Origin of the sequence: Stenotrophomonas sp. S41 (genome assembly GCF_016624625.1) — a bacterium.
GTDB lineage: Bacteria > Pseudomonadota > Gammaproteobacteria > Xanthomonadales > Xanthomonadaceae > Stenotrophomonas.
Genome location: NZ_JACVTV010000032.1, coordinates 1 through 25,493, shown reverse-complemented (window position 1 = coordinate 25,493; position 25,493 = coordinate 1). Strand labels below are relative to the sequence as shown.

Annotated in this window: 20 protein-coding genes, 1 tRNA gene and 1 pseudogene; 9 read left to right on the top strand and 13 right to left on the bottom strand. The window is 65.7% G+C overall.

Going from position 1 to position 25,493, the window contains the following annotated elements; genetic code table 11:
- The 4 genes from IAE56_RS09210 (at position 1) to IAE56_RS09195 (ending at position 5,792) form a co-directional block, all read left to right on the top strand.
- Entirely contained in the window at positions 1 to 3,579 is a 3,579-nt protein-coding gene (locus tag IAE56_RS09210) for an ABC transporter permease subunit (protein WP_200752329.1), read from the top strand.
- A 58-nt stretch (positions 3,580 to 3,637) separates the two neighbouring features.
- Entirely contained in the window at positions 3,638 to 3,937 is a 300-nt protein-coding gene (locus IAE56_RS09205) for a hypothetical protein (RefSeq protein ID WP_200752328.1), read from the top strand.
- Positions 3,938 to 4,482: 545 nt separating this feature from the next.
- Positions 4,483 to 5,382, top strand: coding sequence for a hypothetical protein (locus IAE56_RS09200; RefSeq protein WP_200752327.1), 900 nt, complete (start codon positions 4,483 to 4,485; stop codon positions 5,380 to 5,382).
- 11 nt (positions 5,383 to 5,393) lie between these two features.
- Positions 5,394 to 5,792, top strand: a complete 399-nt coding sequence (locus tag IAE56_RS09195) for a hypothetical protein (RefSeq protein ID WP_200752326.1) — start codon at positions 5,394 to 5,396, stop codon at positions 5,790 to 5,792.
- A 41-nt stretch (positions 5,793 to 5,833) separates the two neighbouring features.
- Here the strand turns inward: IAE56_RS09195 and IAE56_RS09190 are convergent.
- The 8 genes and pseudogenes from IAE56_RS09190 to IAE56_RS09155 all read right to left on the bottom strand — a co-directional run bounded on the left by IAE56_RS09190 (position 5,834) and on the right by IAE56_RS09155 (position 13,462).
- Positions 5,834 to 6,107 (bottom strand): annotated as a pseudogene (locus IAE56_RS09190) (hypothetical protein).
- Positions 6,104 to 6,568: a GNAT family N-acetyltransferase gene (locus IAE56_RS09185; RefSeq protein WP_200752325.1), complete on the bottom strand. Its 465-nt coding sequence runs from the start codon at positions 6,566 to 6,568 to the stop codon at positions 6,104 to 6,106. Before IAE56_RS09185 ends, IAE56_RS09190 begins: the two are co-directional and overlap by 4 nt.
- 199 nt (positions 6,569 to 6,767) lie before the next feature.
- Complete coding sequence (locus tag IAE56_RS09180) at positions 6,768 to 7,070, bottom strand: hypothetical protein (protein WP_200752324.1); 303 nt, start codon at positions 7,068 to 7,070, stop codon at positions 6,768 to 6,770.
- Positions 7,071 to 7,082: 12 nt separating this feature from the next.
- Positions 7,083 to 7,469 (bottom strand): SseB family protein, encoded by a 387-nt coding sequence (locus tag IAE56_RS09175; RefSeq protein WP_200752323.1) that lies wholly within the window; start codon positions 7,467 to 7,469, stop codon positions 7,083 to 7,085.
- A 119-nt stretch (positions 7,470 to 7,588) separates the two neighbouring features.
- Positions 7,589 to 7,987, bottom strand: coding sequence for a hypothetical protein (locus IAE56_RS09170; protein WP_200752322.1), 399 nt, complete (start codon positions 7,985 to 7,987; stop codon positions 7,589 to 7,591).
- A gap of 83 nt (positions 7,988 to 8,070) precedes the next feature.
- Positions 8,071 to 9,786: an alpha-amylase family glycosyl hydrolase gene (locus IAE56_RS09165; protein ID WP_200752321.1), complete on the bottom strand. Its 1,716-nt coding sequence runs from the start codon at positions 9,784 to 9,786 to the stop codon at positions 8,071 to 8,073.
- Positions 9,786 to 11,273 carry an MFS transporter gene (locus tag IAE56_RS09160; RefSeq protein WP_200752320.1) on the bottom strand — a complete coding sequence of 496 codons (1,488 nt, stop codon included), beginning with the start codon at positions 11,271 to 11,273 and terminating at the stop codon, positions 9,786 to 9,788. The genes IAE56_RS09165 and IAE56_RS09160 overlap by 1 nt, the downstream gene beginning before the upstream one ends.
- A complete protein-coding gene (locus IAE56_RS09155) occupies positions 11,270 to 13,462 on the bottom strand; it encodes a Six-hairpin glycosidase-like protein (RefSeq protein WP_200752319.1) in 2,193 nt (730 codons plus the stop codon). Before IAE56_RS09155 ends, IAE56_RS09160 begins: the two co-directional genes overlap by 4 nt.
- 235 nt (positions 13,463 to 13,697) lie before the next feature.
- Here IAE56_RS09155 and IAE56_RS09150 point away from each other — a divergent pair, with 235 nt between their 5' ends.
- Positions 13,698 to 15,749, top strand: a complete 2,052-nt coding sequence (locus IAE56_RS09150; protein ID WP_200752318.1) for a glycoside hydrolase family 97 protein — start codon at positions 13,698 to 13,700, stop codon at positions 15,747 to 15,749.
- Between the two features lie 270 nt (positions 15,750 to 16,019).
- Entirely contained in the window at positions 16,020 to 18,779 is a 2,760-nt protein-coding gene (locus tag IAE56_RS09145) for a TonB-dependent receptor (RefSeq protein ID WP_200752317.1), read from the top strand.
- A gap of 94 nt (positions 18,780 to 18,873) precedes the next feature.
- On the opposite strand, the gene IAE56_RS09140 is transcribed toward IAE56_RS09145, so the two are convergent.
- Together IAE56_RS09140 and IAE56_RS09135 are read right to left on the bottom strand one after the other, a co-directional pair.
- Entirely contained in the window at positions 18,874 to 19,437 is a 564-nt protein-coding gene (locus tag IAE56_RS09140; protein ID WP_200752316.1) for an energy transducer TonB, read from the bottom strand.
- Positions 19,438 to 19,555: 118 nt separating this feature from the next.
- A complete protein-coding gene (locus IAE56_RS09135; RefSeq protein ID WP_200752315.1) occupies positions 19,556 to 20,194 on the bottom strand; it encodes an energy transducer TonB in 639 nt (212 codons plus the stop codon).
- 113 nt (positions 20,195 to 20,307) lie between these two features.
- Here IAE56_RS09135 and serS point away from each other — a divergent pair, with 113 nt between their 5' ends.
- Positions 20,308 to 21,588 (top strand): serine--tRNA ligase, encoded by a 1,281-nt coding sequence (gene serS, locus IAE56_RS09130; RefSeq protein WP_200752314.1) that lies wholly within the window; start codon positions 20,308 to 20,310, stop codon positions 21,586 to 21,588.
- 122 nt (positions 21,589 to 21,710) lie between these two features.
- On the opposite strand, the gene IAE56_RS09125 is transcribed toward serS, so the two are convergent.
- Both IAE56_RS09125 and IAE56_RS09120 read right to left on the bottom strand, forming a co-directional pair.
- Positions 21,711 to 22,061, bottom strand: a complete 351-nt coding sequence (locus IAE56_RS09125) for a ligand-binding protein SH3 (protein ID WP_200752313.1) — start codon at positions 22,059 to 22,061, stop codon at positions 21,711 to 21,713.
- 245 nt (positions 22,062 to 22,306) lie between these two features.
- On the bottom strand, positions 22,307 to 22,891 hold the full coding sequence (locus IAE56_RS09120; RefSeq protein ID WP_079222337.1) for an NAD(P)H-dependent oxidoreductase: 585 nt from the start codon (positions 22,889 to 22,891) through the stop codon (positions 22,307 to 22,309).
- Positions 22,892 to 23,017: 126 nt separating this feature from the next.
- On the opposite strand from IAE56_RS09120, the gene IAE56_RS09115 reads away from it, so the two are divergent.
- Entirely contained in the window at positions 23,018 to 24,010 is a 993-nt protein-coding gene (locus IAE56_RS09115; RefSeq protein WP_079222336.1) for a LysR family transcriptional regulator, read from the top strand.
- 72 nt (positions 24,011 to 24,082) lie between these two features.
- On the opposite strand, the gene IAE56_RS09110 is transcribed toward IAE56_RS09115, so the two are convergent.
- Positions 24,083 to 25,141: a DUF4241 domain-containing protein gene (locus tag IAE56_RS09110; protein ID WP_200752312.1), complete on the bottom strand. Its 1,059-nt coding sequence runs from the start codon at positions 25,139 to 25,141 to the stop codon at positions 24,083 to 24,085.
- Positions 25,142 to 25,266: 125 nt separating this feature from the next.
- On the opposite strand from IAE56_RS09110, the gene IAE56_RS09105 reads away from it, so the two are divergent.
- A tRNA-Ser gene (locus IAE56_RS09105) sits at positions 25,267 to 25,356 on the top strand.
- Positions 25,357 to 25,493 lie beyond the last annotated feature (137 nt).

Sequence of the window (25,493 nt, the reverse complement as noted above, 5' to 3'; positions counted from 1 at the left end):
ATGATCCTGACCTTCTTCCGCTTCGAGCTGCGCGAGCAGCTGCGTTCGCCGCTGCTGTGGCTGCTGGCCTTCCTGTTCGCCGCGCTGGCCTTCGCCGCAGCTTCCACCGAAGCCGTGCAGCTCGGTGGGGGTGCCGGCAACGTGCACAGCAATGCGCCGATCGTCATCGCGCGCTTCATGGGCATCTTCACCATGATGGGCATGCTGGTGTCCACGTTGTTCGTCAGTAATGCCCTGCTGCGTGACTTCGAACTGGGCACCGCCGAACTGATCTTCGCCAGCCCGATCAAGCGCCGCGACTATCTTGCCGGGCGGCTGCTGGCCGCGATCTGCGCCAGCCTGGTGGTCTATCTCATCATCGCGCTGGGCATCTTCCTGGGGCCGTTGATGCCGTGGGTGGACAAGGCACGGGTCGGCCCCGTTTCGCTGGCCGGCTACGCCTGGACCTTCACCTGGATCGTGCTGCCCAACGTGCTGTTCACCACCGCCCTGCTCTCGCTGCTGGCGGCGGTGACCCGCTCCATCCTGTGGGTCTACATCGGCCTGGTGGGCTACTTCGTGCTGTACGGGGTAAGCGCCTCGCTGCTGAGCGACATCGACAACGTGTGGATCGCCACGCTGACCGAACCGCTGGGCATGCGTGCGCTGGGCCGTGCCGTGCGCTACTGGGCCGCAGAGCAGAGCAACACCCAACTGCCGGCGGTGGCCGGCTACCTGGTGGCCAACCGTGCCCTGTGGCTGGGCGTGGCCGCTGCGCTGTTCGCCACCACCTTTGCCCTGTTCCGTAGCGAGCGCACCGGTAGCGGGCGCCGCCGCTGGGGCCGCCGCAAGATCGTGGCCAACGCCGATGCCGCGCGGCCGGTGCAGATCGTCGCCCCGCGTGTGCGCCCGGTGTTCGGTGCCGCCACCGGCTGGCACCAGTTCCTGCGGCAGGTGCGCTTCGATACCGTGGGCGTGCTGCGCAGCGTGCCGTTCATCGTGCTGCTGGTGCTGGGCCTGGCCAACTTCATTCCCGGCGCGCTGCACCAGAACGTGATGTACGGCACGCCCATCTGGCCGGTGACCAGTGAAATGCTGGCGTCACTGCAGGGCGCCTACAGCTGGCTGCTGGTGATCATCGTGCTGTTCTATTCCGGCGAGCTGGTCTGGAAGGAGCGCTCGGTGCGCCTGAACGAAGTGAGCGACGCCATGCCGGTGCCCAACTGGGTGCCGTTGCTGGCCCGCTTCACCACGCTGGTGGTCATCGTCGCCTGCTTCCAGGCCATCGGCGCGGGGGTGTCGATGGTGCTGCAGCTGACCCAGGGCTACACCCACCTGGAGCCGCTGCTGTACCTGAAGGCGCTGGCGCTGGGATCGGTGTTCTACGTGCTGATGGGCGGCATGGCGCTGATCCTCCAGGTGCTGACCAACAACAAGTTCTTCGGCTACGCGCTGCTGATCCTGGTGATGATCGCGCAGGTCGCACTGGGCCTGCTGGACTTCACCCAGAACATCTACAACTTCGGCAACTGGCCCAACGCCCCGTACTCGGACATGAACGGCTACGGCCACTTCCTGCCGGGGCAACTGGTGTTCCAGGCTTACTGGGCCCTGTTGCTGATCGCCCTGTTGTTCCTGGCATCCGCGTTCTGGGTGCGCGGCGTCGGCACACGTCTGCGTGAGCGGATGAAGCTGGCCATGCACCGCCTGCGCGGCCCGACCGGCGCGGGGTTTGCTGTATCGCTGGTGGCCTTTGTTGCCCTGGGCAGCTGGCTGTACTGGAGCACCAACATCCGCAACGAGTTCGTGTCACCGGACCAGCAGCGTGACCTGCAGGTGCGTTACGAGCGCGAGCTGTCCAAGTACCGCAACCTGCCGCAGCCGCGCATCATCGCCATCGACAACCGCGTGGACTTGCGTCCGGAAACGCAGACGGTGACCATCGATGCCGACTGGACGATCCGCAATCCGCACGCGGTGCCGATCAACGACATCCACATCTCGATGGGCGACGACCGTGAGCTGATCAAGGTCGACCTGGGCGGGCAGACCCTCAGCTTCCACGATGCCGACCTGGGCTACCGCATCTACCGCCTGGCCACGCCGCTGCAGCCGGGCGAACAGCGCACGGTGCATTTCCGCGTCGAGCAGAAGCCCAAGGGCATCACCGCTGGCCAGGCGCCCAGCTACATCGTGGACAACGGCACGTTCTTCAACAGTGGCTTGCTGCCCTCCTTCGGCTACGACGAGAACAGCGAGCTGAAGGATCGCAACGAACGGCGCAAGCGGGGCCTGGGCGAACCGACGCGCATGCCGAAACTGGAAGACGAAGCGGCGCGGGCCAACACCTACATCTCCGACGATGCCGACTGGCTGGACTTCCGCACCACCATCTGCACCGCACCGGACCAGGTGGCGCTGGCACCGGGCTACCTGCAGAAGGAAGCCACCGTGGATGGGCGGCGCTGCTTCAGCTACGCCATGGACCGGCCGATGCTGAATTTCTACGCCTACCTGTCCGCACGCTGGCAGGTTAAGAAGGGCATGTACAAGGAAATCCCGATCGAGGTGTACTTCGACCCGGCCCACCCCTACAACGTGGATCGGATGATCGAGGCCGTGCAGAAGTCGCTGGCCTATTACGAGGCGAGCTTCACCCCGTATCAGCACCGCCAGGTGCGCATCATCGAGTTCCCGGGCTACCGCAGCTTCGCCCAGTCCTTCGCCAACACCATCCCCTACTCCGAATCGATCGGCTTCATCGCCGACCTGCGCGACCCGGACAAGGTGGATTACGTGTTCTACGTGACCGCGCACGAGATCGCACACCAGTGGTGGGCGCACCAGGTGATCGGTGCCAACGTGCAGGGCGCCACGGTGCTGTCCGAATCGCTGTCGCAGTACTCGGCACTGATGGTGATGGAAAAGGAGTACGGCCGCGCGCACATGCGCCAGTTCCTGAAGACCGAACTGGACCGCTACCTGGCCGGCCGTGGTGGCGAGCGCATTGGCGAACTGCCGTTGAAGCGGGTGGAAAACCAGCAGTACATCCACTACAACAAGGGTTCGCTGGTGTTCTACCGCCTGCGCGAAGAGATGGGCGAACAGGCCGTGAACCGGGCCCTCAAACGCTTCCTGCAGGACAAGGGCTACCAGCAGCCGCCCTACACCACCTCGCGGGAACTGGTGGACTACCTGCGCGCCGAAGCCCCGACCGACCGTCAGCAGCTGCTGACCGATCTGTTCGAGAAGATCACCCTGCACGACAACCGCCTGGTGGACGCGCGCGCGAAGAAGCGTGCCGATGGCCGCTACGATGTGACCCTGACACTGCACGCCGCCAAGGTGCATGCCGACGACCAGGGCAAAGAAACGCCCGCCACGCTGGACGACTGGATCGAGATCGGCGTGTTCGCCAATGCGCCTTCCGGCAAGGAACGCGACCAGAAGGTGCTGTACCTGAAGCGTCACCACATCACCGAGGCCGCCCCGGTGATCACCGTGACCGTGGATGGCAAACCGGACGAGGCCGGGTTCGATCCGTACAACAAGCTGATCGACCGCGACAGCGACGACAACCGGAAGAAGGTGTCGATGTGATGCCTGCGGAGGTGCCGGTGATTGCCGGCACCTCCGCGGTCCTGCCGGGAAATGCCACGTGATCGTGATGGTTTATGGATTCACCGGCCGCTATGCCGGTACGACGGAGTTTGAATGGAACGCGCCTGAACCCGGCGCGGTCCACAACGCCATGCTGTTCCTGAGGCAGGACGACGAGCGTGATGCCTTCGACCTGGCACAGGCCGAGTGCGCGCGTTTCGGTTTCGACCAGATCAATGACCTACGCTGCGGCCGATTCCAGGTGGACGCGCTCAACACCGATGCCTACCGTCGCTTTGCCGGCTTCTACGAAGAAGCACTGGCCGAGGGCTCCGCCCTGCTCTACTACCCGAACTGATACCCGTGGCGACGCCCCTCGCTTCGGCCAGACCTGATTCCAGTAGTGCCAGGCCATGCCTGGCAGGGCTTCCCCGCACCAACCTCGCGGCGATGCCCCGCGCTTCGGCCCGAACTGATTCCAGTAGCGCCAGGCCATGCCTGGCAGGGCTCGCCCGCATCACCCCCGTGGCGTTGCCTCACGCTTCGGCCTGATCTGATTCCAGTAGTGCCAGGCCATGCCTGGCAGAGCTTGCCCACGTTACCGCTGTGGCGATGCCCCGCGCTTCGGCCCCAGCAACGCCAGCAGCACATACACCACGATCGAAGCGACCGTACCCAGCAGCGCAGGCCAACCGAAAGGCCCAGGCCGGGCGGCCCTGCTGCCGCGCCCACTCACAGGCCAGTCTCTCATTCCCTGACATCCAAACGATCTTGTTTCCTGCGCTTCGAAAGCAGATGACCTATTCAGACCAAATAGCCAGGCCGGCAGCATGAACACACGGGTTCACGTCGATTCCGAGTCGAATCCGCGTACAGCAATCGCCAACCAAGGGAAATCAGATCATGAAAAACATTTTGGCGTCGGTTCTGGTTATGACCGCGCACTCTGCCCTTCCGTCAACAGCGCACGCAGTTCAAATCGTAACCTGCGGAAACTGCTCGCAGGATTGGCAGTATGAGTCTGCAGGCGAAATCGCCCATGGTGATCGTCGCGGCTGGGATAGGTACATGGTCGTCAATCCAAATACTGCGCAAGCGCTATATGTCACTGTCAACTACGTCCCAGCCGGGGAAGTACCCAAGCGAATCGAAAGAGCTCATTCACCTTTAGGATTCGATGACATCAACGACATCGAAGTCCCTACTTGGCGCTTGCCCAGCAGATCCATAAACACTCCATATGGTCAAGGAGACTACGACAGCAGTTCACATGAACTCAGCGATGGCGAACGCCTCCAGCTGGAGGCCATCGTCCACATGTCCAAAGAGTGGATTTTCGTCAAACCCAGCAATGACAGCGGGTATTTTTCAAGCGTATACGTCGCAAATCAATTTATCCCTGCAGTTGACGATGTAATTCGAATTGCGCAAACGACGAAAAATCCAGCGTGGCAGCACGGCCAAATCAATGGAAATCTGATCGGATCGCTATTCAGATCTCTCGAATACTTCTTTGGGAAAGGTGTCGGCGGCTGCCTGCTAATGGACAACGGAGACACCGCCTGCTGGCAGATCAATCCAATGGTGAGAGGAGCTGCGCGCCTTATTGAAGGCACCGCCAAGAATGTCCATGGCGATCTCCTCCCCGAATCGGACACAATCAAGAACGGAGGAAACATCGATATCGACATCGACAAGAGCGACTGGCCTCGCGAAGTCCGCTATCTCTTCGGGGGTGGACAATTCCGATGCGGCACCGTGAATGGAAAACTTGATCGCTGCGAATGGATTCTCCCGCGCTAGGACAAGCCGCAATGAAGAAGTTTATTTTATTCGGAACACACCTGCTTACAGCGATCCTCTCGACAATTCTAGGGTTTTCTTACGCAAACCAGACGATCCCCAGCCTACGACAGCAGCACACAGATGATCTTGCCATGTCGATCCACACCCTGTTTGACGAACACGGACAAGCAAGAGAGGCCTCCGAACTTCGCGGGAGAATTTCACTACAAATCGCAAACAGCCTTCAACTTTCTGTCGACTCACCTGGCAGGTCCGAGGCGGAACTTGAGCGACTCAAGGCACTCAGCAATCGGGTGATCGAGCAAGATCTGTTCAGATACGTAGAACAAAAAGATGCTCGACGCAATGCGCTTGACCGGGCCATGTACATGACAGGCAACGAAACAGCCTCTTCCATGTCACGGTAGCAGTACGAGCCCTTGTCAGGCAGTACCAGCCCCCGGCGACTTCAATCTTGCGGCGACACTCCGTGCTTCGGCGCCGGGTAAGACAAACAGCCGGTACACCACCATCGCGGCGACCGTGCCAAGGACGGCAGGGCCGCCAGCAGAACATTCACGACGATCGAAGCGACCGTGCCCAGCAGCGCAGGCCCACCGAAGACCCAGGCCGAACGCCCCTGCTGCCGCGCCCAGCAGCGGCAGGGCCAGCAATGCAGCGACGATAGCTGCGATCAGGAAGATCAGCGCGTTACGGGAATGCCGGGATGCAGCTGTGGTCATGCCTGCAGCCTACGCACCATCACCAGCACACGATAGCCGTGGCTGTCGGCCTCGCAGATGGGCTGCCAGCCCAGCCGCGCGTACAGGCCGCCGTCCAGCGCTTCGGTCTGCAGATAGAGATCGCGCACGCCCTTCTGCCGCGCCTGCACCATCGCCTCATCGACGAGATGGCTGGCGAGCCCACGCCCGCGATGACTGTCGGCCACGAATACACTGCCCAGCCAATGCTCATACTGCGGGAACGCCGGCATTTCCCGACGCTTGAGTTGCACCGCACCGATTAACTGACCTTCATGAAATGCAGCAATCCGGTGCGGGAAACCGCCGGCATCCTGCGGCTGGTTGAGCCGCTGCAGTTCCTGTTCCAGCGACAGGCCGGCTTCCTTGCCCCATTGCATGTGGTACCACTGGGCCAGCTGCAGATTTTCCGGCGCGCCGCCGGATAGTTCCCTGAATTCCATGACAGAGCCTGCATCCCGATATCGCCCAAGGGAATCACGGACGGCGCGCGAAGGGAAGCATCCTGCAACGTTGAATCATGCCCGCCTGCTGCTTCTGTAGCGTCGAGCCACGCCCGACTGCCGTTCGCACGATTCCAGATGAGTCGAGCATGGCTCGACTCTACACCTCCGCGAGATCCTTCAGGATCCGGCCAACGCCTTAGCCACCGGGCAAGCGGTGCGCCCTGCGCAACCACACATGGACCATGAGCGCAGGCACTGGCCCCAGCACAGCAAGGCCACCGCACAGCCATGCGCGCCGTCCCTTCAATCGCGCACCCTGGTACAGATGCCAGGCCGCACCCCAACTTCCTACCCATGCCAACACGGGTGCGGGGGTATCGTGGATATCGAAGCCGATGCCCAGCGTCAGCCCTGTCGCCAGCGATACAGCCACGCCCGTCACCAGCCACATCGCGGCCCGACGTTCATGGTGGGAGGCGGTGCGATCAATCGAATCCATGGGAGATCCTGCTCAGCCCTGCGCGAAATCCTTCAGGATCTCGCCCACGCCGCTGGCGGAAATCTCGAAGCCCAGCGTGGTGCCGGGGTTGACCACCACGCCGTAGCCACCGGGCACGCGACGCAGCACGTCCAGCATCAGCCAGCGGATCTGGTGCGGGGCCTGCTGGCTGTGGATGCCCACCCGCGCCGGATCGGTGAACACCGCCACGTGCAGAGTGCCCTGCTTGTCGAACAGCAGCGGGTCGAAGCCGCTGCCATCGGGGGTGACCAGGCTGCCGGTCAGCAGCACCACCTCGGAGGCCACGAAGGCTTCCATGAAGGCGCGGATCGGCACGGCTCCGTCCATGGCGGCCTTCAGCAGGGTTTCGATCGGGGTCTGCGGGGGGAGGTCGGTCATGGCGGTACGGCAGGTTTCGGGGGATGCCTATTGTAGAGTCGAGCTTGCTCGACTGCTTGCACGGGCTCCCGCCGGGCATGGCCCTGCGCTACCGGAACTCAGCCAGGCATGGCCTGGCTCTACTGGGGCTGGGCCTTCAACGCGGCGGACGACCGCCAGAAGCCGTGCACCAGCGCGGCCAGCAGCATGCCCACCGCCCACGCCAGCAGTACGCTGCCGCCGCCGTCCAGCGCGTCCACCTTTTTCAGGGCAGCCACGACAGCGAACATGGCTGCCACCAGCATCACGGTCACTTCAAGCCCACGTGCGCGGGTCACGCGCAGGGCCAGCAGCATGAGCGGCAGCGCTACCACGCTGGCGCCCAGGCCAAACACCACCAGTGCATCCCACAGATGGACGTTGGCCGTGCGCGGCATGGCAATGGCGGCGGTACGCGCCAGCCACGGGAAAGTCACTGCAGCGATCAGGGCACCGGTGACCACACCACCGCCCAGCGAAACCAGCAGACGTCGCATCATTCAACCCATCCTTGTCGTAGTGCCGGCCGCTGGCCGGCAGTTGAATATGCCATCCATCTGCAGTTGCCGGCCAGCGGCCGGCACTACCGCTTCAACCGCTGGTCGCGCGCCTGCTGGTCGGCCACGGCCTTGTCCAGCTCGGCCTGCAGCGCCGGCTGCTGCACCGGTGCATCCAGCACGAAGACCTTCACCCCGTGCGCCGGCACGTCCACCTTCAGCGAGCGCTTCACCTTGAGCTCGCCGCCGCCCAGCGCGTCGCGCCAAGTGCCGGCCTGCAGGTAGCGATCTACTTCGAAACCGCGCGCCGCGTCGCCCTTGTTCAGCAGCACCAGCGCGGTCTGCGCCACGTCGCCGTGCTGCAGCACACGGAAGAACACCGCTTCGTCGCCCTGCAGGCGCTCGTTCACCTGCAGGCCGCGCTGCAGGGCCGGGGTGGCCTCGCGCAGCTTGGCGATGCGCTGCAGCGGCGCGAAGATCGGGCTCTGCGGCGCGTCATCCACGCGCTGCTGGCCGAAGTAGGCACGGTTGCCGGCATGTTCCGCGCGGCCGCGCATGAAGCCGGTTTCCGAACCGTAATAGACCACCGGGATGCCGCGCGCGGTGAACAGCCAGTTGTGCGCGTCGATGAAGCCGGTATCGCTGGCCTGCAGGCGCGGCATGTCGTGGTTGTCGTAGAAGCTCATCAGCTCATACGGGTTGGCGTACGGGCCACCGGTCAGGTGCAGCGGTTCGGCCAGGGTTTCAAAGCCCTTGCCGGTGGTGCCGAAGGTCTGTTCCAGTGCGCCACGCAGCGGGAAGTCGAGCACGCTGACGTTGGCGTTGGCCGGCCAGGTGTGTTCGGCGATGCTGGCCGCGTTGTAGTCGAACGCCTCGCCAAACATGAACATGCCCGGATGCGCGGCACGGATGCGCTTGACGAACTCGTGCCACCACGGGTGCGGCAGCCAGCCGATGGTGTCGATGCGCAGCGCGTCCACGCCCTGCGCGGTCCACTGCAGGTAGGCGCCGACCAGGTAATCCATCACCGCCGGGTTGTCCTGGTTGAAATCGGACAGCTCGGCCAGGTTGCCATCGAAGATCGAACCGTCCTTGCTGTCGACCGGGCCGATGTTGTTGTAGAACGCGTGCAGCGGGTTGTGCTTCGGGTCCAGCTTCTGCGGCGGCAGGTTCTGGTGGTCGGCAATCAGCGTGCCGTCCTTGTCGAAGATCTGGCCGAACTGCGGCTGCCGCTTCGGCATGGTCCATGCCGGCGAACCATGGTTGCCGACGATGTCCAGCACCACCTTCAGGCCGGCATCGTGCAGGCCCTTGTTGAGGCCGGCGAAATCCAGATCCTTGCTGGGCAGGTGTTCGTCGAGCTTGTAGAAGTTGATGCCCCAGTAGCCGTGGTAGCCGGTCTTGCCGCGGTCGGTCAGCGTGCTGGTGCAGCTGATCGGCTTGCTGCCGGTGAACGCCTCGTCCGGGTTGTCGACGATGGGCGTGATCCAGACCGCGCCGAAGCCGAGGTTGCGGATGTACTGCGCGTTGTCGAGCACGCCACGGAAGTCGCCGCCGAGGTAGCCGATGTTGCCGTCGACCTTGTCCGGGCACGGCACCGGGATATCGAAGGTGCGGTGCTTGCCGCCCTGGTCGCGGTGGTCGTTGGAGGTATCACCGTTGACGAAGCGATCGGTGACCACGAAGTACACCGCATCGCTGGCGAACGGCTCGGTGGTGCCGACGTAGTCCGGGCGCGGCGCGGCCACGGCCTGGCCGGCAAACAGGGCAAGGGAAACAGCAACAGCCAACACACCACGCATCACACCACCTCCGGACGGGACGGAACCCGCAGCACGCACAGGCCGGCGACGAGCAGGCTGCAGCCGCCCAGCACCAGCACATGGATCGGCTGGTCACCCAGCCACGCACGCAGGGCAAAGCCGAGCGCACTGGCCGCGACCAGCTGCGGGATCACGATGAAGAAATTGAAGATGCCCATGTACACGCCCATCTTCGCCGCCGGCACGCTGTCCGACAGCAGTGCATACGGCAGGGACAGGATCGAGGCCCAGGCAAAGCCGACGCCGACCATCGACAGCAGCAGCCAGCGCGGATCATCGATGAACATCATCGAGATCAGCCCTGCCCCGCCCAGCCACAGGTTGACCAGGTGGCTCCAGCGCAGGCCCAGCGCGCGCACCATCGGCGGGATCAGCAGCGCGGCCAGCGCGGCGAAACCGTTGTAGGCACCGAACAGCACGCCCACCCAGTTGGCACCTTCGTTGTAGGCCGCCGACTGCGGATCGGTGGAACCGAAGTGGGTACCCGCCACCGCAGCGGTGGTGAAGATCCACATTGCAAACAGCGCGAACCACGAGAAGAACTGCACCCAGGCCAGGCGCCGCATGGTCACCGGCATCGCCCGCAGGTCGCCGACGATGGCGGCCAGCATGTGCGTGCCGGGCAGCGCACGGGCCAGTGCCAGCAGCAGGCCGTAGACCGCGCACAGGCCAGCCAGCACGTACAGCATCTTGTCGCCCTGGCGCCAGGCGATCAGTGCCGCCAGCAGCACGCCCAGGCCCAGCCAAAGCGCCACCTGGCCCCACGGCGCGGGCCCGGTGATGGTGGCGCCGGCATGGTGCGCCGGCGGTTCGGCATCGTCGAAGGACGCAAGTTCGGTGGGCGAATACTCGCGCGTGCTGAACACCGTCCAGCTGATCGCCGCCAGCAGCACCACCGCACCGAAGTAGAACGCGTAGCGCACCGAATCGGGCACTTCGCCCGGCGCCGCTGTGTTGCTGACCCCGAAGTGGGTGAGGATGAAGGGCAGGAAGCTGGCGACGATGGCGCCGACGCCGATGAAGAAGCTCTGCATCGCATAGCCGGTCGGCCGCTGGCGGGGCGCCAGCTGGTCACCGACGAAGGCGCGGAACGGTTCCATCGACACGTTGATGGAGGCATCGAGCACCCACAGCGTGCCGGCGGCGATCCACAGCGTGGGCGAGTTCGGCATCGCCAGCAGGGCCAGCGTGGTCAGCACCGCACCCACCATGAAGAACGGGCGGCGCCGGCCCCAGCGCGTCCACGTGCGATCGGACAGATAACCCACCACCGGCTGCACCAGCAGGCCGGTCAGCGGTGCGGCGATCCACAGCCCCGGCACCGCGTCCTGCGATGCGCCCAATGTTTCGAAGATGCGGCTGGCGTTGGCGTTCTGCAGGGCAAACCCGAACTGGATGCCGAGGAAGCCGAAACACATGTTCCAGATCTGCCAGAACGACAGCTGCGGCTTGGCGGGACGGCTCATCGTGCGCCCTCGACGGCCGCGACCGGTGCCACCTTCAGCGCCTGCACCTGGGCCTGGTTGAGCACGCCTTCGCGCCCGCCCTTGCCGCCGGTGTAGTGCGCGAAGTGCTGCAGTGCGCTCATGTTGAAGCCTTCCTCAAGCGTGACCGTGCAACGGCCCTTGGGCACGGCGAAGCTGACCGCGGTCGATTCCTGCGCGGCCACACTGTGCGGCAGGGTGACGGTCTGGCGCTGCGCCGGCTGGCCCGCGCACTGCAGGTTCAACTGCTTCACGGCCGCGGTCACGCCGGTGTTGATCGGCCCGTTCGGGTTGTTGTACTGCAGGCGCAGGCGCACGTGGCCGGCCTTGGCCGTGGTGAAGCGCCACTGGCGGTCACCACGCAGCACCTGCTGCGGGCCCACGCACAGCATCGGGCTGTGCAGCGATTCAAGCATGCCCTCGCGACGGGTCAGGCTCAGGCAATGCTGCAGGCCATCGTCGCCCACGCGCGCCACGCCCTTGGCTGGCTGCACGGCCTTGCCGTCCTGCCACAGCACCTGGTCGGCGGCCACGGCCACGGTCCAGGCCTTGCCACTGCGTTTGGCCTGCGGCGCGGCCGGCGTCGCCGGTGCGCGCGCATTGGCATCGGCGCTGGCCACGGCTGCGCGCGGCGCGACTGCGGCCGGCACCAGCTGCACGGTGGTGGTGGTACCGCGGGTCTTGACCTTGCCGGCCACCAGCAGGCCCTCGCCCAGCTGCTTCGGCCGCTCCAGCACGTAGCGCTTGCCGTTGGCGTCCAGGCTGATGCGGCGCTGCTTTCCGAACAGGTCCGGCACCAGGCTGGCCGGCAGCTTGGGCTGCACGCTGCCATCGTCCTGCAGGCCGAACACCCCTTCGCTGACCATGGCCAGATAACCGGCCACCGACCACAGCTGGCGCTCGGAGTTGACCACCGGGCCACTGAGCGCACCTTCGTCCACGTGCACGGCCTGGGTGACCAGTTCGTAGTTCTCCATGTTGGAACCAGCCAGCGCCGCGCCCTGCATCAGCGAACGAATCTCGGCGGCGATGCGCGGGGCATCATCAAGCTTGCGCGCGGCGCGCAGCGAATAGGCGCTGACAAACGGCCAGATGGCGCGGTTGTGGTAGATCGGCTGCTGCGCTTCCTGCGGCCACACCACCGGGCTGCCGGCCGGCCCCATCGGGTAGGCGGCCAGCGCACGCTGCGCGCGTTCGGCGGGCAGCACGTCGGCGAGGATGCCCAGCGACAGGCCCAGCAGGTCGACCTTGGCGTAGGGCACCGGGTGCGCCGCTTCGCCGATGTAGCTCATGTACTGGCCCATGTCCTCGCGCCAGAAGCGCGCATCGATCTGCAGCGCCAGCGCATCGGCCCAGGCCTTGTACTGCTCGCTGCGCTCGTCGCCCAGCTGCGCGGCCATCTGCTGGCCCAGGCGCAGGGCCTCGTAGTGCAGCACGTTGGTGGACAGCGCGTAGGAATCGCCGATGAAGCGCACGTTCTCGCGCGTCCAGTCCGGGTAGGTCTGCTCGCGCCAGTCCAGGAACGAGGTCTCGCCGCGGTACAGGCCCATCTGCGCGTCGAACACCATTGCCCGGTCCTGCGCCAGGGTGCCCTGCAGCGCCTGCCAGACCTGGTCGGCGAAGGCTGGATCATCCAGCAGGTGGCGCGCGGCAAGGAACCACACCACGCGGTCGCTGCTGATCGGCCAGCTGCCACCGGAGCCGGTGTCCTGGGCCACGAACAGGCCGGGGGTATGGCCATCGCGCGCGGCCGACAGTTTGAACTGCAGCGACTGCCGGGTGCGCTGCGGGTCCAGCTTCGCCAGCGCCAGATCGGCGGCGAAGCTGAGATCGCGGGTCCACACATAGGGCCAGCGCGCGCCGGTCTGGAAGCACTCGCACGGCACCGGGCGACCTTCATCGAAGGACGGATCGCGGATCGCATCGACGCGGTCCTGGTCCATTTCCTGCTGGGCCAGTGCGAACAGCGCGTCGAACATCACGCTGGCAGTCTGGCTGCGCATGGGCGCGGCAGCAATCTGCACCTCACCCTTGGGCGCATGCAGCACGAAGCTGCCCTTGGCAGCGGCTTCGGCGCGCGCATGGCGGCCGTTGAATTCCAGGTCGGCCGCGTGCGCGGTCGTTCCCAGCGCTGCCCCGAGGGCAGCCGTCAGGCAAATGATCTTCAGCATCGAAGCGGCAGACCGGCTTGCGCCCGTCGACCTCCCTCCCTCTCTGCACCGTTGTGGGTCCGCGCCACCATGACGGTGCGCGGGCGCGGCGCCTCCCTCAAGGTGCCTTGGCCCCATGGTAGACGCGGCGCTGCGGCCTGCGGCCAGTTGCATACGTATTCATCGCAGTCGCGTGAAGACAGGCCGCCGCGCTGGCTTATGGTCCGGGTCTGCCAGTGGCGCCTTGGGAGGGGAAATGCCGGCTTCATCTGCTGCACTACGCGCGGTGTTCGCGCATCTGTCCGGGCTGGCCCTGCTGGGCCTGGCCACCCTTGCCCAGGCCGCGCCACAGGTCGCCAGCGTTGAATCACCGGGCAAGGTGCTCACGGTCAGCCTGGTGCTGGACGGTGGCACCGCGCGCTACCGCGTCGAACGCTTCGGCGAACCCGTGGTGGCCGATTCCAAGCTCGGCTTCGAACTGCGCGACGGCCGCCTCGACCGCGATTTCGCCCTGCTCGGCCAGCAGCAGCGCAGCGTTGATGACACCTGGGAACAGCCCTGGGGCGAGCGCCGGGTCACCCGCAACCACTTCAACGAGCTGACCGTGCAGCTGGCCGAGACCACCGGCAGCAAGCGCCGCCTGGACGTGGTGTTCCGCGTGTACGACGACGGGCTCGGCTTCCGCTATGTGTTCCCCGAGCAGCCCAACCTGCGCGAGGCGATCATCGATGACGAGCTGACCGAGTTCGCCATCGCGCCCGACTCGACCGCCTGGTGGATTCCGGCCGGCGAACCGATCCACTACGAATACCTGTACCAGCGCACGCCGCTGCGCGAAGTACCGCTGGTGCACACGCCGATGACCCTGCGCAGCCACGACGGCCTGCACGTGGCCATCCACGAGGCAGCGCTGGTGGACTACGCCGGCATGTGGCTGCGCCGCACCGAGGGCCAGCGCCTGCGCGCGCAGCTTTCGCCCTCGGCCGAAGGCTGGAAGGTGCGCCGCGCCCTGCCCTTCGCCACGCCGTGGCGCACGCTGCAGATCGCCGACCGCGCCGGCGGCCTGGTCGAGTCGGACCTGATCCTCAACCTCAACGAGCCCAATGCACTGGGCGACGTGAGCTGGGTGAAGCCGGCCAAGTACCTGGGCGTGTGGTGGTCGATGCACCTGGACAACGAAAGCTGGGCGACTGGCCCGAAGCATGCCGCCACCACCGCCAAGACGAAGAAGGTGATCGACTTCGCCGCCGCGCACGGCTTCCGCGGCGTGCTGGTGGAAGGCTGGAATCCCGGCTGGGACGGCATGTGGGTAGGCAACGGTTACGACTTCGATTTCACCCGCGCCACGCCCGATTTCGATATTGAGGCGCTGTCCGCCTACGGCCTGAAGAAGGGCGTGCACCTGATCGGCCACCACGAAACTGGCTGCGCCATCGAGCACTACGAGGACCAGCTGGGCGCCGCGCTGGACCTGTATGCGCGGCTGGGCATTGACCAGTTCAAGACCGGCTACGTCTGCGATGACGGCCAGATCGACCGCCGCAATCCGGCCGGTGGCCCGCTGTGGCGCGAGTGGCACGACGGCCAGTTCATGGCCCGCCACCATCTGAAGGTGGTGCAGGAAGCCGCACAGCGGCACCTGTCGGTGAACCCGCACGAGCCGATCAAGGACACCGGCCTGCGCCGCACCTACCCGAACTGGATCTCGCGCGAAGGCGCGCGCGGCATGGAGTACAACGCCTGGGGCCAGCCGCCGAACCCGCCCGAACACGAGGTCAACCTGGTGTTCACCCGCATGCTGTCCGGCCCGTTCGATTACACGCCCGGCATCCTCAGCCTGAAGGGCCGCCACGGCCAGGCCATTCCCAGCACGCTGGCCCGCCAGCTGGCGCTGTACGTAGTGCTGTATAGCCCGATCCAGATGGCCGCCGACCTGCCCGAGCATTACCTGCAGCACCGCGAGGCGTTCCGCTTCATCGAGGACGTGGCGGTGGACTGGGAACAGAGCCGCGTGCTCGATGGCGAAGTGGGCGACTACGTGACGATCGTGCGCCGCGACCGCAACAGCCGTGACTGGTTCCTGGGCAGCATCACCGATGAACACGGCCGCGTACTGCCGGTGTCGCTGGGCTTCCTGGAACCGGGCGTGCGCTATCGCGCCGAGATCTACCGCGATGGCGAAGGCGCGGATTTCCGCAGCAATCCGTTCGCGTTCAAGCGCGAGACGCGCGAGGTGACCAGCGCCGATGCACTGACCCTGGTGCTGGCGCCGGGCGGTGGCCAGGCGATCCGGTTCACCCCCCTCTGAATCGCCGGCCGATGGAAACGCAGCCGAGCATGGGCTCGGCTCTACACGGTAGCGCCCGAGCCCACGCTCGGGCGGCGGCGCCCAGCGCCGGGATACGGGCACTGGAATCGATTACAACGCTGTGAAAGCCATTGAATACGTATGCAGGGTGATTCCCGCGGAGAAGCCGCTGCCTACCATAGCGGCGACGACAGCGGCCACCGCGTCGCACGTCCACGGCACCGCCGGGACGACCACAAGATGCTCTACAACATTGCCTGGGAGGGGAAAATGTTGAACCACAAGCGCACCGCGCTGAGTCTGGCGCTGGCCGTTGTACTGGTGCCGTCGCTGGCATCGGCACAGTCCACGCAGTCCACCGACACCGCCACCACCGGTACGTCCGCCACCAACCTGGACACCGTGCAGGTCACCGGCATCCGCCGCGGCATCGAGAACGCCATCGCGATCAAGCAGGACGCCACGTCGGTGGTCGAAGCGATCTCGGCCGAAGACATCGGCAAGCTGCCCGACGTCAGCATCGCCGAATCGCTGGGCCGCCTGCCCGGCCTGGCCGCCCAGCGCGTGGCCGGCCGTGCCCAGGTCATCAGCGTGCGCGGCCTGTCGCCCGACTTCGCCACCACCCTGCTCAACGGGCGTGAAGTGGTCAGCACCGGCGACAACCGCAGCGTCGAGTTCGACCAGTACCCCTCGGAACTGGTCAACGGTGTGACCGTCTACAAGACCCCGGACGCCGCCCTGGTCGGCCAGGGCCTGTCGGGCACCATCGACATGCAGACCGTGCGTCCGCTCAGCTTCCCCGACCGCGTGATCGCGGTCAGCGGCCGCCTGCAAAAGAGCTCGCTCGGCGAAGCCGCCAACGTCGATGAATTCGGCAACCGCTTCAGCGCCAGCTACATCGACCAATTCTTCGACAAAACCCTGGGCATCTCGATCGGCTACGCGCACAGCGACAACCCGATCCAGGAAAACCAGGTCGGCCTGTACGAGCCGTGGACCACCGAGCAGACCACCAACGGCAATCGTCCGGGCGTGGCCGCGGGCACCTACTTCTCCGATGGCATCAAGGCGCTGCGCCGCACCGGCAACAACAAGCGCGACGGCGTGATGGCCACCATCCAGTTCCGGCCGAACAACGCCTGGACCAGCACCTTCGATGCGTTCCACACCGAAGCCGAGCAGATCGACACCGCCAACCAGTTCGAGCTCAACCTGAGCAACTACAACGGTGGCTATACCCCGGGCCTGCTGATCAGCAACCCGCAGGTCAATGCCGATGGCACCTTCACCGGTGGCACCGCCAGCGGCGTGTACCCGCTGGTGCGCGGCATGTACAACAAGCGCAAGGACAAGATCGATGCGTTCGGCTGGAACAACGAGTTCACCTTCGGCAGCGTCAAGCTGGTCGCCGATGTGAACTACTCCAAGGCCACGCGCGATGAGCTGAACCTGGAAAACAACCTGCAGCTCACCCCGATGCCGCAGCTGGACACCATCGGCCTGCAGATCCGCCCGAATGGTTTCTCGCAGATCACCCCGGGCCTGGATTACTCCAACCCCGATGCGCTGTTCCTGACCAACACCATCTACGGCTCCGGCTACGGCAAGGTGCCGCAGGTGGAAGACCGCCTGAAGGGTGCCAAGCTGGCCGCGACGATTGCCTTGCCCGAGGCCGTTGCCTCGTGGGCGCCGGACATCGATGTGGGCGTGAACTACGCCGACCGCCGCAAGGTGAAGACCCAGTCCGAAGGCAACATCCTGCTGGGCGCACAGGGCGATGCCAACATCGCCTCGGACCTGCAGTACTCGCCGGTCAATCTGGGCTTTGCCGGCATCGGCTACATCCCGGCCTGGAACGTGCCGGCGGCCGTCGGCCGCTACATGACCTTCGATCCGGTCGACAACCTCGATTACCTGATCCCCAAGTCGTGGGTCGTGCAGGAAAAGATCACCACCGCCTGGGCGCGCCTGAACCTCAACACCGACATCGGTGAAGTGGGCGTGCGCGGCAACATCGGCGTGCAGATGCAGCACACCGACCAGAGCTCGGATTCGCGCTACTGGGACAGCTCGCAGCCGGCCGGCAGCAACATCCAGCCGTATTCCAACGGCAAGACCTACAACGACTGGCTGCCGAGCTTGAACCTGGCCTTCATGTTCCCGCACCAGCAGACGCTGCGCTTCGCCGCGGCCAAGCAGGTCGCGCGCCCGCGCGTGGACCAGATGCGTGCCGGCCTGGAATTCGGTGTGGATACGGCCACCGGCAAGCCCGGCGGCAGCGGCGGCAACCCGCTGCTGGATCCGTGGCGTGCCACCGCGCTCGACCTGTCCTACGAGAAGTACTTCGGTGAGAAGGCCTACGTGGCCGCCGCGATCTTCTACAAGGACCTGAAAAGCTACGTCTACACCCAGTCGGTGGACGACTACGACTTCACCGACCTGCTGGGCAGCTACGTGCCGCCGCCGGGCATGACCGTGCCGGTGCTGACCACCGGTACGTTCTCCACCCCGGAAAACGGCAAGGGCGGCACGCTGAAGGGCCTGGAACTGACCGCATCGTTCCCGCTGGACATGCTGACCGAGAGCCTGCGTGGCTTCGGCGTGCAGGCCAGCGCCACCTTCAACAAGAGCGACATCAAGATCCTCGACCCGGAAAGCGCCTCCAGCGTGGGTTCGGATCCGATCAGCCTGCCCGGCCTGTCCGACCGCGTGTACAACTTCACCGCCTACTTCGAGCGCAATGGTTTCGAAGCACGCGTGAGCCAGCGCCGTCGTTCGGACTTCATCGGTGAGATCGGCAACTTCAACGGCAACCGCACGCTGCGTTACGTGGTGGGCGAGAACGTGACCGATGCGCAGATCAGCTACACCTTCAGCGACAGCAGCGCCATGCGTGGCCTGACCCTGCTGCTGCAGGGAAGCAACCTGACCAACGAGCCGTACCGCACCTACGCCGGCACCAAGGACCGCCCGCTGGAATACATCGAGTGGGGCCGCACCTACGTGCTGGGCGTGAACTACAAGTTCTAACCACGATCGGTAGTGCCGGCCGCTGGCCGGCAACCCACAAAAAAAGACGGAGGCCGAAGCCTCCGTCTCCCGATCACGAACCCCTCGCTCGCGATCAACGCTGCTCGGTACGAAAATCCACCGGCACGCGCACCACACTCGCTACGGCACGGCCGTTCTGCATGGCCGGCTGGAACTTCCAGCCCTGCACGGTGCTCAGCACCGAGCGATCCAGGTCACGGCTGCGCTCGCCACTACGCGAAACGATGCTCGCCTCGGTCACGTTGCCGCGGGTATCCACGTTGAGACTGGCCACCACGCTGCCCTGCACGCCGTTACGCAGCGCAGTCGCCGGGTAGGTCGGCTTGTCATTGCTGGCCAGCGGGCTGGCCTCACGGTTGCGGACGGCCGGGATCGCCTTGCGCTGCTCGCTGGCCGGGGCCGTGCTGCGTGCTGCAGGCGCGGTGGCCACCGGGGTCTCGCTGGCCGGCAGCATGCGTTCGCCCACCGGGGCCGGCGCCACGTCTTCCTGGTTCGAGAACCGCAGCCACATCAGTGCGGCGGCAAACATCGCGACGATCAGCGCCAGCCACAGCCAGGGTGAGGTGCGGTGCGGGCGCTCGCTCACGTCCTGCTGCAGATGCGGGGAATGAAGGTGTTCATGGGTAGTAGCACTCATTGCAGACTCCTCGCGTCAGTAACGACGCACAAAGTCTTGCCCGAGGCGGTGTAGCGGTGTGTCAGCGTTGCGTCAACGCAACCGGCAGGGTTCAGGTTGCCTGCCGGGAAGCGTTCAGTTACTGCGGCTTGAAGTCGAACGGTACTTCAATGGAGCCCGGCACCGGCTGGCCATTGCTCAGCGCGGGGCTGAAGCGCCAGCGGCGCACTGCGTCGGTGGCGGCGCGGTCCAGCTCGCGCGAGCCGCTGCGCTGGATCACGGTGATGTTGTTGGCATAGCCGGTGGCATCCACGTCCACCCGCACCACCACGCTGCCGGACTCGCCACGGCGCAGCGCGGCGGCCGGGTAGGTCGGCGGCGGCGACTGGCCTGCCACGGGCATCGGCTGGCTGTTGCCGGTGGCCGGCGCGGTGCTGCCCGGCGCGGCCGGGGCCGGTTCGGTGCTGGCCGGCGGCGGCGGGGCGGTTTCCACCAGCTTCGGTGCTTCTTCCTGCACCGGCGCCGGCTTGGCATCGGGCATGTCGCTGGAGCCGGCCGCGGCGGGCAGGGGCTCGGGCAGCGGCTCGACCTGCGCGGTTTCCTGCGGGGTCTGCGTGGCCGGGTCATCGGCGCGGAAGAATTCCTTGTCGCGGCCGGTCAACCAGACCACCACGAACAGCAGCACGCCTACGCCGAAGGCGATGCCGGCGATCTTCAGGGCGTTGCGCGGGATATGCACGGTGAACGACTTGGCAGGCGATGAGCGGGGTGCAGACATGGACCGGACCAGCAGGGAATGCCCCGATTCTGCCACGGCGGGAATGAACCGGGCGGCAGAAATCCGTATAACAGGCGATAATCCCGTTCCTGATACCCACCACGATACCCGCCATGCTTGATCCAGCCCTGCTCCGCCACCAGCCCGCCGACCTCGCCGAACGCCTGCGCACCAGCCGCGGCTTCGAGCTCGACGTGTCTGCCCTGGAGTCCCTGGAGGCCGATCGCAAGCGCATCCAGGTGCGGACCCAGGAACTGCAGAGCCTGCGCAACAGCCGTTCCAAGGCCATCGGCCAGGCCAAGGCCAAGGGCGAGGACGTGTCGGCCATCATGGCCGAAGTGGCCGCGTTCGCCGACGAGCTGAAGGCCTCTGAAGTGGCCCTGGACGAGCTGCGCGAGAAGATCGACACCATCGCCGCCGGCATCCCGAACCTGCCGGCCGATGACGTGCCGGCCGGCGCCGACGAGAACGACAACGTCGAGCAGGCGCGCTGGGGCACCCCGCGCACCTTCGATTTCCCGGTGCTGGACCACGTCGAGCTGGGCGCCCGCAACGCCGGCCTGGACGCCGAGACCGCGGCCAAGCTGTCGGGCTCGCGCTTCACCGTGCTGCGCGGCCAGGTCGCCCGCCTGCACCGTGCCCTGGCCCAGTTCATGCTGGACCTGCACGCCGGCGAACACGGCTACGAAGAAACCAACGTACCGCTGCTGGTCAACGCCGATTCGCTGCGTGGCACCGGCCAGCTGCCGAAGTTCGAGGACGACCTGTTCAAGACCGCCGTGGGCGATTCCACGCGCTACCTGATCCCGACCTCGGAAGTGCCGCTGACCAACCTGGTGCGCGACGAGATCGTCGACGCCGAGCGTCTGCCGCTGCGCGTGACCGCCCATTCGATGTGCTTCCGCGCCGAAGCCGGCAGCGGCGGCCGTGACGTGCGCGGCATGATCCGCCAGCACCAGTTCGAGAAGGTCGAGCTGGTGTCGATCTGCCGCCCGGAAGACAGCGATGCCGAACACACCCGCATGACCCGCTGCGCCGAAGTCGTGCTGGAGAAGCTGGGCCTGCCGTACCGCAAGGTGCTGCTGTGCACCGGCGACATGGGCTTCTCGGCCATCAAGACCTACGACCTGGAAGTCTGGCTGCCCTCGCAGAACACCTACCGCGAGATCAGCTCGTGCTCCAACACCGGTGATTTCCAGGCCCGCCGCATGCAGGCCCGCTGGCGCAACCCGGCCACCGGCAAGCCGGAACTGGTGCACACCCTGAACGGCTCGGGCGTGGCCGTCGGCCGCGCGATGATCGCGGTGATGGAGAACTACCAGAACGCCGACGGCACCATCACCGTGCCGGACGTGTTGAAGCCCTACATGGGTGGCGTCGAAACCATCGGTTGAACCCGGTAGCGCCGGGCCATGCCCGGCGTTTTTGGGGTGGGGCATCCACGCATGGCGTGGATCTACGGGGGTGTGGCGCGCGTTTGTAGTAGATCCACGCCATGCGTGGATGAACCTCGCGATCACCCCAACGCCCGCACTTTTTCCAGCGGCACCCACCCGGGCTCGCCCGTCTCCGGCACGCACCACGCCCAGCCATTGAGCGTGCGTACCCCACGCAATACCTGTCCCGGATCCACATCAAGCTCCCGCGCGCAGTAATCCTCCGTGGCAAACGCGCCACCCTGCGCATCGCGCCCGATCACCGGCGCCGGCACGAACCCCCGTTCCTGCCCCTCGGCCTGGCACAGAAACCAGTCCTCCCAGCCCTCAGGGCCCTCATAACGCTCGCCCACCACCAGCGCCTGCCCGCGGCGCAGGGTGATCGGGTGCGGGAATTCGCTGCGGTGCGCAGTGGTCACGATGTAGTTCATACCTCAGCCTAGCGTTCTGATGAGTGTCATGCATGGCGCTGCATCCACGCATGGCGTGGATCTACTGCATGTGCTTCGGTAGATCCACGCCATGCGTGGATGGCGCACCGCTCAGGCCAGACACAGAAAAACGGCCCCGCAATGCGGAGCCGTTGGGGTGGGCCGGGATGGGGGAGGGACTCCCGGCCCGCAATCAGCGCCCCCGACGAGGAGGGGGGAGGGCGCCGATCGCTGGAACGCAGTACTTACGCAGCCACTTCTTCGGCAGCGTGCGACGGCAGGGCCGACAGCGCGCCGGCAATGGCGTCTTCGCGGTGCTTCGGCGAGTAGGCAATGCCCTCGGCACGCACGAACTCGACGTTGTCGATGCCCATGAAGGCGAACACCTGGCGCAGGAAGGGCTCCTGGAAGTCGGCCGGCGAATCGGTGTAGATGCCGCCACGGGCGCTCACCACGATCACGCGCTTGCCACCGGCCAGGCCCACCGGGCCGTTCTCGGTGTACTTGAAGGTGCGGCCGGCCACGGCAACGCGGTCGATCCAGGCCTTCAGGGTGGACGGAATGCTGAAGTTGTACATCGGCGCGCCGATGACCAGGATGTCGGCGGCCAGGAACTGCTGCATCACCTGTTCAGCATCGGTCGCCTCGGCGGCATCGACGCCGGCCAGCGAGCTGCTGCGCAGATGAGGTACCGGATTGGCGTCAAGATCGCGATAATCGACCTGCAGGCCGTCAATCTGGTTCTTGAACTGGGCGACCACGGCAGCGGTCAGCTGGCGGGACACGGAATTGTCGCCAAGCACGCTGGCGTCGAGATGCAGAAGCTTCATGGCAGTCACCTATGTTCTGGAAGGGAGGGGCGGTGTTTGCCGCCGACGGAGAAAACGATAGGTTGTTGCACGGTCAGGATAAAGGTGGTTCAATGCCACGAATTGTTCTAGATATGGAACTCGGGTATGCATGACCTGAATGACCTTTACTACTTCGCCATGGTCGTCGACCACGGCGGTTTCGCTGCCGCCGAGCGCGCCCTGGGCATCCCCAAATCGCGCCTGAGCCGCCGTATCAGCCAGCTTGAGACCGATCTGGGCGTGCGCCTGCTGCAGCGTTCCACGCGCCGCTTCGCCGTCACCGACGTCGGCACCAGCGTGCACCGCCACGCACAGACCATGCTGGCCGAGGCCCAAGCCGCGCGCGAGGTGGTCGACCGTCTCAGCGCCGAGCCGCGCGGCGTCGTGCGTGCCAGCGTGCCCGTCTCGCTGGCGCAGATGCAGCTGCCCAAGCTGCTGCCCAAGTTCCTCGAGCAGTACCCCAAGGTCCGCCTGCAGCTGAACATCAGCAACCGCCGCGTGGACATCATCAATGAAGGCTACGACGTGGCCCTGCGCGTGCGTTCGCGCCTGGATGACGACGGCAGCCTGGTGATGCGCAGCTTCGGTCAGGTGCAGGAACTGCTGGTCGCCAGCCCGAAGTACCTGGACCGCGCCGGCCGCCCGAAGGACCCGGAAGAACTGACCCAGCACGTCACCCTCAGCATCAGCGAGGACGAAGCGCGCCAGCGCTGGGAACTGCATGGCCCGGAAGGCGAAGTGCGCCGGGTGGATCTGCAGCCGCGCGTGGCCGGTTTCGACTTCCCGCTGCTGCAGAGCATGGTGAAGGACGGTTTCGGCATCACCATGCTGCCGGAAACCGTCTGCGCCGAAGCCGTGCGCAATGGCGAGCTGGAAGTGGTGCTGCCGGACTGGTCGCTGCCGCAGGGCGTGTGCCACGCCGTGTTTGCCTCGCGCCGCGGCCTGCTGCCGGCGGTGCGCGTGTTCATCGATTTCCTGGCCGAACACCTGCCGCCGCAGCTGGAGGCCTCGCGCCTGGATTGCGGTGGTGCGTGCGAGAAGGCCAAGGAGAAGATCAAGGCCAGTGCGCTGGGTGCGCTGGCGGTGGATGCGGGCTGAGGGCTGCGCTCTCAACACTGATCTCCGAAGGTAGCGCCGGGCCATGCCCGGCGTTGCTGTTTCCGGCGTCCGTTACCTTCGCCCAAACAACCTTGCCCAGAAGCCGGGTCGCGCCTGTTCGAGGGTTTCAGGCCTGGCTATGACCGGCGCCTCCAGCACGGCCATCAGCTCCGGGCTGCGTGGCTTCTTCAGGAAGCGCGCGTAATCCAGATAACTGGTCACCTTGCTCGTGTGCAGGCTCTGGGGCATTGCCGGTAACGCGGCGCCCTGCAGCAGTTCCCGCAACGCCAGTGGGCGGTCCAGGCGGATCGCCTCGAACAGGGCAGTACCGCCGCAGCCGGGTTCGATCTGGTTGGCCCGCTGTGGTGCATCCTTCAGGAGCGCGCGGAGCGCATCCGCGTCATCACGCTTCACCGCTGCCACCAGTTGCGCCAATGCCTCGGCTTCCTCGGGCGCCAGACTGTCGCGATAGGCCTGGTCGGCGATCTCGCGCTCGTCCCGCCCATCACCGCCCTGGATGCACAGGAAATCGGTGACCAGTGCCACCGGGATGCCGGATGTATCCAGCGCCCAGTAGCTGGGATAGACGCCGTCGCCCCAGCCGCTGGTGAACACGACCAAGCCGTGCGGCGAATCCTGGCCCCAGGGGCGGTACTCAGCGCCTTCATCCAGGCCGTCGTGGTCGATCAGCGCATCGGACCATGCTTCGTTGCCCTGATCGATCAGCGCAAGCAGCGCCTGCTGGGTATCGGTGTCCATGAAACAACCGATGCCGGCGTCGACCGGGTAGCCAATGAGGCTTTCCTCATCCAGTCCGGTCAGGTCCTGCGTGGTCCAGCGCGCCATCTGCCAGTGCAGGGCCGACGCAGTCAGTGCCTCGCGCGGTTTGAACCAGGCCACGGCAAGCGCCGGTCGGCCGCTGTGCACGATGAGATCGACCGGATGCAGGCCCAGCGGGGCGGTGTAGTCGGCCAGTGCAGGGGCCTCGGCCTGGACCAGCGGATCGCAGACCACCAGATGCCCGCTGCTGACCGGCAGATGGCCGGCGAAGCTGCGGGTCAGGGCTACCGCGGCGAGCTGGGTGTCGTCCAGCAGGCAGGTGCGCAGGTTCGCCAGATCGAGGTGGGCCATGGCGGCTCCGGTTGCAGGTGATGCCCCACCGTGCCGGATGCGAAGGGCAGGGGCAAGGGTGGTCTTGGGCAAATGCGCTTCACGTGCGAGAATACGCCGCTGCCCGGGCAACCGGGACCCCGATTGGAGAGATGGCCGAGCGGTTTAAGGCACCGGTCTTGAAAACCGGCGAAGGGTTAAACCTTCCGTGGGTTCGAATCCCACTCTCTCCGCCAAGATTCTTGAAAAGCCCCTGGAAATAGTGGCTTTTTTGTTGCCTCTGACCCGTCCTGAATTGGGTTGACACCTTTTCCCTCTGGAGAAGGAATGTTCAATGAAATCAACAATCAGGCGCAGCCAGCGGGATTACTCG

Excerpts from the sequence above, each read along its gene's own strand:
- IAE56_RS09195 (WP_200752326.1), top strand. The coding sequence starts at position 5,394 with ATGAAGAAGTTTATTTTATTCGGAACACACCTGCTTACAGCGATCCTC.
- IAE56_RS09125 (WP_200752313.1), bottom strand. The coding sequence starts at position 22,061 with ATGAACTACATCGTGACCACTGCGCACCGCAGCGAATTCCCGCACCCG.
- IAE56_RS09140 (WP_200752316.1), bottom strand. The coding sequence starts at position 19,437 with ATGAGTGCTACTACCCATGAACACCTTCATTCCCCGCATCTGCAGCAG.
- IAE56_RS09165 (WP_200752321.1), bottom strand. The coding sequence starts at position 9,786 with ATGCGTGGTGTGTTGGCTGTTGCTGTTTCCCTTGCCCTGTTTGCCGGC.
- IAE56_RS09135 (WP_200752315.1), bottom strand. The coding sequence starts at position 20,194 with ATGTCTGCACCCCGCTCATCGCCTGCCAAGTCGTTCACCGTGCATATC.
- IAE56_RS09160 (WP_200752320.1), bottom strand. The coding sequence starts at position 11,273 with ATGAGCCGTCCCGCCAAGCCGCAGCTGTCGTTCTGGCAGATCTGGAAC.
- IAE56_RS09180 (WP_200752324.1), bottom strand. The coding sequence starts at position 7,070 with ATGGATTCGATTGATCGCACCGCCTCCCACCATGAACGTCGGGCCGCG.
- IAE56_RS09145 (WP_200752317.1), top strand. The coding sequence starts at position 16,020 with ATGTTGAACCACAAGCGCACCGCGCTGAGTCTGGCGCTGGCCGTTGTA.
- IAE56_RS09210 (WP_200752329.1), top strand. The coding sequence starts at position 1 with ATGATCCTGACCTTCTTCCGCTTCGAGCTGCGCGAGCAGCTGCGTTCG.
- IAE56_RS09115 (WP_079222336.1), top strand. The coding sequence starts at position 23,018 with ATGCATGACCTGAATGACCTTTACTACTTCGCCATGGTCGTCGACCAC.
- IAE56_RS09155 (WP_200752319.1), bottom strand. The coding sequence starts at position 13,462 with ATGCTGAAGATCATTTGCCTGACGGCTGCCCTCGGGGCAGCGCTGGGA.
- IAE56_RS09170 (WP_200752322.1), bottom strand. The coding sequence starts at position 7,987 with ATGATGCGACGTCTGCTGGTTTCGCTGGGCGGTGGTGTGGTCACCGGT.
- IAE56_RS09150 (WP_200752318.1), top strand. The coding sequence starts at position 13,698 with ATGCCGGCTTCATCTGCTGCACTACGCGCGGTGTTCGCGCATCTGTCC.
- IAE56_RS09185 (WP_200752325.1), bottom strand. The coding sequence starts at position 6,568 with ATGGAATTCAGGGAACTATCCGGCGGCGCGCCGGAAAATCTGCAGCTG.
- IAE56_RS09200 (WP_200752327.1), top strand. The coding sequence starts at position 4,483 with ATGAAAAACATTTTGGCGTCGGTTCTGGTTATGACCGCGCACTCTGCC.
- IAE56_RS09110 (WP_200752312.1), bottom strand. The coding sequence starts at position 25,141 with ATGGCCCACCTCGATCTGGCGAACCTGCGCACCTGCCTGCTGGACGAC.
- IAE56_RS09175 (WP_200752323.1), bottom strand. The coding sequence starts at position 7,469 with ATGACCGACCTCCCCCCGCAGACCCCGATCGAAACCCTGCTGAAGGCC.
- serS (WP_200752314.1), top strand. The coding sequence starts at position 20,308 with ATGCTTGATCCAGCCCTGCTCCGCCACCAGCCCGCCGACCTCGCCGAA.
- IAE56_RS09120 (WP_079222337.1), bottom strand. The coding sequence starts at position 22,891 with ATGAAGCTTCTGCATCTCGACGCCAGCGTGCTTGGCGACAATTCCGTG.